The sequence below is a fragment of the Streptomyces muensis genome, assembly GCF_021474425.1.
Lineage (GTDB): Bacteria > Actinomycetota > Actinomycetes > Streptomycetales > Streptomycetaceae > Streptomyces > Streptomyces muensis.
In genome coordinates, this window is the sequence record NZ_JAKEIP010000071.1 from 26261 (window position 1) to 35180 (window position 8920).

Annotated in this window: 8 protein-coding genes; 1 reads left to right on the top strand and 7 read right to left on the bottom strand. The window is 71.2% G+C overall.

Features of this window, described 5'->3' with window-relative positions; genetic code table 11:
• From L0P92_RS18955 to L0P92_RS18970, 4 genes are all read right to left on the bottom strand, one after another.
• A complete protein-coding gene (locus L0P92_RS18955) occupies positions 1 to 243 on the bottom strand; it encodes a hypothetical protein (protein ID WP_234763929.1) in 243 nt (80 codons plus the stop codon).
• The gene (gatA, locus tag L0P92_RS18960; RefSeq protein ID WP_234763930.1) at positions 240 to 1733 is read right to left on the bottom strand and encodes an Asp-tRNA(Asn)/Glu-tRNA(Gln) amidotransferase subunit GatA; all 1494 of its coding nucleotides are present in this window, start codon (positions 1731 to 1733) and stop codon (positions 240 to 242) included. The genes L0P92_RS18955 and gatA overlap by 4 nt, the downstream gene beginning before the upstream one ends.
• 6 nt (positions 1734 to 1739) lie before the next feature.
• Positions 1740 to 2036, bottom strand: coding sequence for an Asp-tRNA(Asn)/Glu-tRNA(Gln) amidotransferase subunit GatC (gene gatC, locus L0P92_RS18965; RefSeq protein WP_030851400.1), 297 nt, complete (start codon positions 2034 to 2036; stop codon positions 1740 to 1742).
• Between the two features lie 109 nt (positions 2037 to 2145).
• A complete protein-coding gene (locus tag L0P92_RS18970; protein ID WP_234763931.1) occupies positions 2146 to 2517 on the bottom strand; it encodes a DUF4267 domain-containing protein in 372 nt (123 codons plus the stop codon).
• A gap of 87 nt (positions 2518 to 2604) precedes the next feature.
• Between L0P92_RS18970 and L0P92_RS18975 the strand changes: the two genes are divergently transcribed.
• On the top strand, positions 2605 to 3186 hold the full coding sequence (locus tag L0P92_RS18975) for a TetR/AcrR family transcriptional regulator (RefSeq protein ID WP_234763932.1): 582 nt from the start codon (positions 2605 to 2607) through the stop codon (positions 3184 to 3186).
• Positions 3187 to 3228: 42 nt separating this feature from the next.
• Here the strand turns inward: L0P92_RS18975 and L0P92_RS18980 are convergent, their stop codons facing one another.
• The 3 genes from L0P92_RS18980 to L0P92_RS18990 form a co-directional block, all read right to left on the bottom strand.
• A complete protein-coding gene (locus tag L0P92_RS18980; protein ID WP_234763933.1) occupies positions 3229 to 5463 on the bottom strand; it encodes a putative bifunctional diguanylate cyclase/phosphodiesterase in 2235 nt (744 codons plus the stop codon).
• Between the two features lie 271 nt (positions 5464 to 5734).
• Complete coding sequence (ligA, locus tag L0P92_RS18985; RefSeq protein ID WP_234763934.1) at positions 5735 to 7930, bottom strand: NAD-dependent DNA ligase LigA; 2196 nt, start codon at positions 7928 to 7930, stop codon at positions 5735 to 5737.
• A 15-nt stretch (positions 7931 to 7945) separates the two neighbouring features.
• Entirely contained in the window at positions 7946 to 8881 is a 936-nt protein-coding gene (locus L0P92_RS18990) for a methionine synthase (protein WP_234763935.1), read from the bottom strand.
• Positions 8882 to 8920: the final 39 nt, after the last annotated feature.

An 8920-nucleotide genomic window follows, 5' to 3' on the forward strand; every position in this document is an offset into this window, starting at 1 on the left:
TCAGCCCAGCAGGACGTCGTCGTCGCCCAGCCGCTTCAGCTCGCGGTAGAGGATGGCGAGGCCGGTGACGATGGCGGCGGCGGACACCCCGGCGTCGATCAGACGCAGCGTGTCGCTCTCCACGCGGGCCTTCTTGGCCTGCTTGACGACGTTGACCGCACCGAACGCGGTGGTGGCCATGGACAGGTACAGGCCGGACTTGGACTTCTTGAAGCCCTTGGCCTTGGACATTGCCTTGCTCACAGCGACGGAGCCTCCTCGATCAGCGGGTGACCCCACTTTTCCACGAAGGCCGCCTCGACGGCCGCCCCGACCTTGTACAGCCGGTCGTCCTTCAGCGCCGGGGCGATGATCTGCAGGCCGACCGGGAGGTTGTCCTCCGGTGCGAGACCGCAGGGCAGCGACATGGCCGCGTTGCCCGCGAGGTTCGTCGGGATGGTGCACAGGTCGGCGAGGTACATCGCCATCGGGTCGTCGGCGCGCTCGCCGATCGCGAAGGCGGTGGTCGGCGTGGTCGGCGAGACGATGACGTCGACCTGCTCGAAGGCCTTCTCGAAGTCGCGAGTGATGAGCGTACGGACCTTCTGCGCGGAGCCGTAGTACGCGTCGTAGTACCCGCTCGACAGGGCGTACGTGCCGAGCATGATGCGGCGCTTGACCTCGGGGCCGAAGCCCGCCTCACGGGTGAGTGAGGTGACCGCCTCGGCGGAGTGCGTGCCGTCGTCGCCGGTCCGCAGGCCGTAGCGCAGGCCGTCGAAGCGGGCGAGGTTGGAGGAGCACTCGGAGGGCGCGATCAGGTAGTACGCGGAGAGCGCGAGGTCGAAGGACGGGCAGTCCAGCTCGACGATTTCCGCGCCCAGCTCCTTGAGGAGGGCGACGGACTCGTCGAAGCGCTGGATGACGCCGGCCTGGTAGCCCTCGCCGCGGAACTGCTTGACGACGCCGACGCGCATGCCCTCGACGCTGCCGTTGCGGGCGGCCTCGACGACCGGCGGGACGGGCACGTCGATCGACGTCGAGTCCATCGGGTCGTGCCCGGCGATGACCTCGTGCAGCAGCGCCGCGTCGAGCACCGTACGGGCGCAGGGCCCGCCCTGGTCCAGCGAACTGGAGAAGGCGACCATGCCGTAGCGCGAGACGGCGCCGTACGTCGGCTTCACACCGACCGTGCCGGTGACGGCGGCCGGCTGGCGGATGGAGCCGCCGGTGTCGGTGCCGATGGCGAGGGGCGCCTGGAAGGAGGCGAGCGCGGCGGAGGAGCCGCCGCCGGAGCCGCCGGGGATCTTGGTGAGGTCCCAGGGGTTGCCGGTCGGGCCGTACGCGCTGTTCTCGGTGGAGGACCCCATGGCGAACTCGTCCATGTTGGTCTTGCCGAGGATGACGACGTCAGCGGCCTTGAGACGCTTGGTGAGGGTGGCGTCGTACGGCGGGATCCACCCTTCCAGGATCTTCGAACCGACGGTCGTCGGGATGCCCTCGGTGGTGAAGATGTCCTTCAGCGCGAGGGGAACACCGGCGAGCGGCCCGAGCTTCTCGCCCTTCGCCCTCTTCTCGTCGACGGCGCGTGCCTGCGCGAGGGCGCCCTCGCGGTCGACGTACAGGAAGGCGTGCACCTTCTCGTCGACGGCCTCGATACGGGCCAGGTGGGCCTCGGTGACCTCGACCGCGGTGAGCTCGCCGGAGGCGATCTTCGCGGCGGTCTCGGCGGCCGTGAGCTTGATGATGTCCGTCATGGCTTCTTAGTCCTCCCCCAGGATCTGCGGCACCTTGAAACGCTGCTGCTCCTGGGCCGGGGCGCCGGAGAGCGCCTGCTCGGGGGTGAGCGAGGGACGGACCTCGTCCTTGCGCATGACGTTCGTCAGCGGGAGCGGGTGCGAGGTCGGCGGTACGTCTTGGTCGGCGACCTCACTGACGCGTGCGACCGCGCCGATGATGTCGTCCAGCTGTCCCGCGAAGTGCTCGAGCTCTTCGGGCTTCAGCTCCAGACGCGCCAGCCGGGCGAGGTGGGCGACCTCCTCGCGCGTGATGCCAGGCATGCAGCGATCCTCTGGGGTGAGAGTTTGTGGTTTGGGGCCAATCCTATGGGGCGGGGACCGATGCCCGTGAAACGGTTTCCCCGGCCCCGTTCGCGGACTCGGTCCCGTCTCAGACGAGGAAGAGCAGGACGGCGCTGATGAGTACGACGACCGCCGTGGCGAAGTGAATGCCGAAGGCGACGGCTTTCGTACCGCCGTTCCGCAGCACTATCAGTGTGTCGAAGAGCGGCACGATCGCCACGGCCAGCATGAACCAGGCCTCGGCGCGCGCTCCGACGAAGAACAGCAGCGCGAGGCCCAGCAGTCCGAAGGTGCCGTCGCGCAGGCCCTTGATCGTGAGGTAGGCGCCGGCGTCGCCGTCCGGCCGGGCCGGGACGCCGTAGCCGGCGGCGGCCGGGCCGGGCTGGAACAGGAACCGGTACCCGAGGAACACACAGAACAGATCGAGCACGACGGCCAGGGTGTAGGCGGTCACGGTCATGTCTTCACTCCTCGCTAGCAGCGCTAGAGACAGGAGCGAAGCTAGCAGAGCGTCGACAGGATGGCTAGCGCTGCTAGAATTCCGGGTATGTCGATCCAGACGCGCCGGGAGCGCGAACGAGCGGAACGCGAGCGGCTGATCGTCACGGCCGCCCGGGAGCTGGCGGAGGCCGAGGGCTGGGAGGCGGTCACCACGCGCAGGCTGGCGGCCGAGATCGAGTACAGCCAGCCCGTCCTCTACAGCCACTTCAAGGGCAAAACCGCGATCATGGCGGCGGTCGCGGTGCAGGGCTGCGCCGAGATGGCCGCCGAGTTGCGTACGGCCCGTACGGCGGCGAAGGACAGGCGCGGGGCGCTGGCGGCGGTGGGCGAGGCGTACGCGGCGTTCGCACACCGCCGGCCGGCCCTGTACGACGCGATGTTCACCCATCGGGTGGACCTGCCGTTCGCCACGCCCGAGGCCCCGGCCGAGCTCCAGGAGGCCTTCGGCGAACTGCTGGCGGCGGTCGAGCCGATCGCCGCCGAGGGCGACGACCCGGGTGCGCTCACGGAGACGTACTGGGCCGCCCTGCACGGCCTGGTGACCCTGATGCGCAGCGGCCGGCTGCCCGAGGGGGCGCATCAGCAGCGACTGCAGCTGCTGACGCGGCACTTCACGGCGGGGGTGTAGCGAGGGCGCGGCGGGGCGCGGGGCGTCGGCCGCCTACGGCGGTCACTCGGCGGCGGGCAGTGCGGCGCGTGGCCGCTGCCAACCCCTCGAGCCGCGGGCCAGCAGCCACGCCGTCGTCTCCTCCGGCGGCATCGCGGCCGCGACCAGCCAGCCCTGTACGGCGTCGCAGCGCAGGTCCCGCAGGCGTTCCCAGGTCTCGTCGTCCTCGACGCCCTCGGCGACGACGAGCAGGCCCAGGGAGTGCGCCAGGTCCACGGTGCAGCGCACGATCTCCGCGTCCTCGTTGTCCACCGCGAGCCGCGCCACGAACGAGCGGTCGATCTTCAGCTCGCTCACCGGCAGGCGTCTGAGGTGCACGAGCGAGGAGTACCCGGTGCCGAAGTCGTCCAGGGACATCTTCACGCCGTGGCCGGTCAGTCCGGCGAGCGTGTCGGCCGCGCGCTGCGGGTCCTCCAGCAGGACGTGTTCCGTTATCTCCAGTTGGAGCGCTCCCGCCGGGACTCCGTGCCGGGCGAGCCGCGCGGCGACGGAGCCGGCGAACCCGGGGGTGTGGACGTCGCGCGGGGAGACGTTGACCGCGACCGGCACGAACAGCCCCTGGGCACGCCAGCGGGCCACCTGTCCGAGCGCCGTCTCCAGCACGTACTCCGTCAGCTGCGGCATCAGCCCCGACGACTCGGCGATTGCTATGAACTCGTCCGGCGGCACCTTCCCGCGCTCCGGATGCACCCAGCGCACCAGGGCCTCGAGGCCGGCGACCTGACCGTCGAAGCGGACCTTCGGCTGGTAGTGCAGCTCGACCTCGTGCGCGTCCAGGGCCCGGCGCAGATCCCCCAGCAGACCCAGCCGGTCCGGGGTGTTGGAGTCCCGCTTCGACTCGTAGACCTCCACGCCCGTACGGTCCCGCTTCGCCTGGTACATCGCCACGTCCGCGCGTCGCAGCATCCCCTCGGCGTCGAGGGCGTGGTCGGGGAAGACGGCGACGCCCGCACTGGCCTCCAGGACCAGGGTGAGGCCGTCGAGGTCGAGCGGGGAGCTGAGGGCGGCGACCAGACCGCGCGCCACCCGGGTCGCGGAGGTCGTGGAGTCGGCGACCGGCAGTAAGACGGCGAACTCGTCGCCGCCGAGCCGCGCGGCCTCCGCTCCGCGCGGCAGGGCGAGGCGCAGCCGGTCGGCTATCTGCAACAGCAACCGGTCTCCGGCGAGATGACCGAGCGTGTCGTTGACCGATCGGAAACGGTCGAGGTCGATCAGCATGAGGGCGGACCGGGCACCGATGCGCTCGGCGTCGTCGAGCGCGGTCCAGATCCGCTCCAGCAGCCACTGGCGGTTGGGCAGTCCGGTCAGCGGGTCGCGCAACTGCTCCTCCGCTCGCGCCCGGGCGATCCACAGGGTGGAGTCGAGGGCGATGAGCGGGATGGCGAACAGCGGCAGCAGCAGCGGCTTGGCGAGGGCGACCACGCACACCAGCGGCGCGATGCCGAGCAGGGCGACCGCGACCAGGCCCTGTCGGACCAGGGCGGTGCGGGCGACGGTGGGCAGGCCGCCGCGCGGGGCGTTCAGATACCAGAGCAGGACCCGGGTGACCGCCAGATAGGCGGCGGCGACGAGGACCACGCCGGGGGCGGTGTAGAGCGTCCAGGTGTCCGGGTCCCAGGGGGTCTCGACGGTCGGCACCCGGCCGAAGGCGGCCAGCACCAGGGCGCCGGCGGCGATGCCGAGGATGTCCACCGCGCCGTGCAGCACGCCCTGCCGCCAGCGGCCCCGGCGGGCGATGCCGACCAGCACGACCACGGTGAGGCTGACCATGCCGGCGGGCACCCAGCCGTACAGCATCAGCACGGCGAGGGTGAGGGCGGCGCCGGAACCGGTGCCGCCCCACCAGCGGGCGCGGCCGAGGGCGACGAGGTGGCCGACGATGATGCCGGTCAGCACGGCCAGGGACCAGCCGACGGTGCCGGACGGGAAGAGGGCGTGGTCGCCGGTGAACGCCCGGTAGAACCCGGCGCCCAGGACGAACCCGGCCGCCGCGACGACCGCCGCGGGCAGCGCGGGCCAGGACAGGTGCCGTTCGTGGTCGGAGTCGGGCAGCCCGGCGGTGCGCTCGGCGTCGAGCCGCACGGCGGCCTGAGCGTCCGCCGCGGTCCGCTGTGCGGCGCCGCTCGCCGCCTGACTTTCCATGCGCGAACGCTCCGCGCCTCGCGCCGCCCACCCCCGCCACGCGCCGGCCATTCGGCGCAGCCGTGAGTCGGGGGCGGCGCTCTCGGTCGGTTCCATTCCCGTCCCTCTCACAGCCGGCGGTGCCCACGCCACGCGGCCCGATGCCCGACAACAACTTTCAACGGCACCGCGTTGGAAAACCCTTCCCCCGCCCTTCAAGGCTCGTGAAGAGCAAGGAGATGCCCCAACCGCAGCTGGGCACGGCAGGCGCACACCTCAACAGTAGGCCGCAGAAGGCTTCCACGGGCAGCGGTCGTCAACGGTTGCCCGAATGCGCCCCAGGCACCCGTATGCATCTGGTATGCGCCGATCGGGGCACCTTCAACCGCTACTCCTCCGTGGGCAGAGCAACTTCGGCCGCCGCGTCGGGCCCCTGTTCCAGCAGGACGGTGAAGCCGTCCTCGTTCAGAACAGGCACCTTGAGCTGCATGGCCTTGTCGTACTTGGACCCTGGACTGTCACCCACCACCACGAAAGATGTCTTCTTCGAAACGGAACCGGTCACTTTCGCTCCGCGACTCTGCAACGCCTCCTTGGCGCCGTCGCGGGTGAACTGCTCCAGCGTGCCGGTGACGACGACGGTAAGCCCTTCCAGCGGACGCGGTCCCTCGTCCTCGCCGGTCGACTGCTCCTCCAGCGGGACCCCGGCGGCCTTCCACTTACGGACGATCTCTCGGTGCCAGTCCTCGGCGAACCACTCCTTGAGCGCGGCGGCGATGATGGGCCCGACACCGTCGGTCGCCGCCAGCTCCTCCTCCGTGGCCTGTTCGATACGGTCCACCGAGCGGAACTCGCGGGCGAGGGCCTGCGCCGCCACCGGACCGACATGCCGGATGGACAGCCCGTTGAGGAACCGGGCGAGCGGGCGCTGCTTGGCCGCCTCGATGTGCTCGAGCAGGGCGAGGGTGTTCTTCTTGGGCTCGCCCTTCTGGTTGGCGAAGACCGTGACGACCTTCTCCTCGCCGGTCTTGGGGTCCCGCTTGGGCAGACCGCTGTCCTGGTCGAGGACATAGGCCTTGATGGGCAGCAGCTTCTCCACCGTCAGGTCGAACAGGTCGCCCTCGTCGACCAGCGGCGGATCGGCCGGCTCCAGCGGGCGGGTGAGCGCGGCGGCGGCCACGTCACCGAAGTGCTCGATGTCCAGGCACTCGCGGCCCGCGAGATAGGAGACCCGCTCCCTCAACTGGGCCGGGCAGGTACGGGCGTTGGGACAGCGGAGGTCGATGTCGCCCTCCTTCATGGGCCGAAGCGCCGTGCCGCACTCGGGGCACTCGCCCGGCATCACGAACTCCCGCTCACTGCCGTCGCGCAGGTCGACCACCGGGCCGAGGATCTCCGGGATGACGTCCCCGGCCTTGCGGATGACCACGGTGTCGCCGATCAGCACGCCCTTGGCCTTGACGACCTCCTGGTTGTGCAGGGTCGCGAACTCGACCTCGCTGCCGGCCACCGTGACCGGCTCGACCTGGGCGTACGGCGTGACTCTGCCGGTGCGGCCGACACCGACCTTGATGTCGACGAGCCTGGTGTTGACCTCTTCCGGCGCGTACTTGTAGGCGATGGCCCAGCGCGGGGCGCGTGCGGTGGAGCCGAGGCGGCCCTGGAGGCGAATCTCGTCGAGCTTGACGACGACTCCGTCGATCTCGTGCTCCACGGAGTGGCGGTTCTCGCCGTAGTGGGCGATGAACTCCCGTACGCCGCCGAGGTCGTCGACCACCCGGTTGTGCCGCGAGGTGGGCAGGCCCCAGGTCTTGAGGAGGTCGTAGGCCTGGGACAGGCGGGTCATGCCCTTGAAGCCCTCCAGCGCGCCGATGCCGTGGACGACCATGTGCAGCGGGCGGGTGGCGGTGACGCGCGGGTCCTTCTGGCGCAGCGAACCGGCGGCGGCGTTACGGGGGTTGGCGAAGGGCTTGTCGCCCGCCGCGACCAGGCGCTCGTTGAGCTCCAGGAACTTCTCCATCGGGAAGTAGACCTCGCCGCGGATCTCCACCAGGTCGGGGACCTTCTCGCCCTGGAGACGGTCCGGGATCTCCGCGATGGTGCGGACGTTCGGGGTGATGTCCTCGCCGGTGCGGCCGTCGCCCCGGGTGGCCGCGCGGGTGAGGCGGCCGTTCTCGTACGTCAGGTTGACGGCGAGGCCGTCCACCTTCAGCTCGCACAGGAAGTGGTACTCCTGCTCGCCGAGCTCCCGGGCGATGCGGTCGAACCAGGCGGCGAGTTCGTCGTCGTTGAAGGTGTTGTCGAGCGACAGCATCCGCTGGCGGTGCTCGACCGCCGTGAACTCCGTCTCGTAGGACCCCGCGACCTTCTGGGTCGGCGAGTCCGGGGTACGCAGCTCCGGGTGCTTCTCCTCCAGCGCCTCCAGCGTCTTGAGCAGCTTGTCGAAGTCCGCGTCGCTGATGACGGGCGCGTCCTTCACGTAGTACCGGAAGCGGTGCTCCTCGACCTGCTCCGCCAGCTGCGCGTGCTCGTCGCGGGCCTCGGCGGGCACCGCCGTCGTCTCCGCCTGCTTGTCGCCGGCCACCGTATCGTCCTCCCGTTACTCTGGGTTGTCCGCGAGGGATCTCGCCGCCCGGACGCAGTGGGCGAGTGCCGTGCGCGCGTACTCCGGGGAGGCCCCCGCGAGCCCGCACGACGGCGTGATGGTGACCGCCTCCGCGAGAAGCCCCGGTGCCAGCCCCAACCTGCGCCACAGCGTCCTGACACCCATGACGCTACCGGCAGGGTCTGACAATCGGCCGTCCGTGCCCGGGACGACACCGGCGAAGAGCCGGGTCCCCGCCTCCACCGCCTCGCCGATCGCGTCGTCGTCACGCTCGGTGAGGAGGGAGAAGTCGAAGGAGATCGCCGCCGCGCCCGCCCGGCGCAGCAGGGCGAACGGGACGTCCGGTGCGCACGAGTGGACCACGACGGGGCCGTCGCCGTGAACCCCGACGACGTCGCGCAGGGCGGCCTCGACGAGCTGGCGGTCCACGGCGCGGTGGGTGCGGTAGCCGCTGGCCGACTTGACCTGTCCGCGGAGTACGGCGACGAGGGAGGGTTCGTCGAGCTGGAGGACGAGCTGGGCGCCGGGGACTCGGCGGTGGACCTCCTCCAGGTGCAGGCGCAGGCCCTCGGCGAGGGACGCGGTGAGGTCGCGGCAGGCGCCGGGGTCGGAGAGGGCGACCTCGCCGTTCTTCAGCTCCAGTGCGGCCGCCAAGGTCCAGGGACCGACCGCCTGAACCTTAAGCAGCCCCTCGTAGCCCTGGGTGAACTCCTCCAGCGCGTCGAGGTCCTCGCCCAGCCAGGAGCGGGCGCGCCTGGTGTCGCGGCCCGGGCGGTCCCCGATGCGCCAGCCGCTGGGTTCCACGCGGGCGTACAGCTCGACGAGGATTCCCGCGGTGCGGCCGATCATGTCCGCGCCGGGGCCGCGGGCGGGGGGGGCCCGGCCGTCGCCGGCCCGGCCCCCAAGCCCCGGGGGGCCCTCGATCTCGATGGCGGCGGTGACGGTGCGCCGGTCCGCGTGGAGCAGTAC

Excerpts from the sequence above, each read along its gene's own strand:
- gatA (WP_234763930.1), bottom strand. The coding sequence starts at position 1,733 with ATGACGGACATCATCAAGCTCACGGCCGCCGAGACCGCCGCGAAGATC.
- gatC (WP_030851400.1), bottom strand. The coding sequence starts at position 2,036 with ATGCCTGGCATCACGCGCGAGGAGGTCGCCCACCTCGCCCGGCTGGCG.
- L0P92_RS18970 (WP_234763931.1), bottom strand. The coding sequence starts at position 2,517 with ATGACCGTGACCGCCTACACCCTGGCCGTCGTGCTCGATCTGTTCTGT.
- L0P92_RS18975 (WP_234763932.1), top strand. The coding sequence starts at position 2,605 with ATGTCGATCCAGACGCGCCGGGAGCGCGAACGAGCGGAACGCGAGCGG.
- L0P92_RS18980 (WP_234763933.1), bottom strand. The coding sequence starts at position 5,463 with ATGGAACCGACCGAGAGCGCCGCCCCCGACTCACGGCTGCGCCGAATG.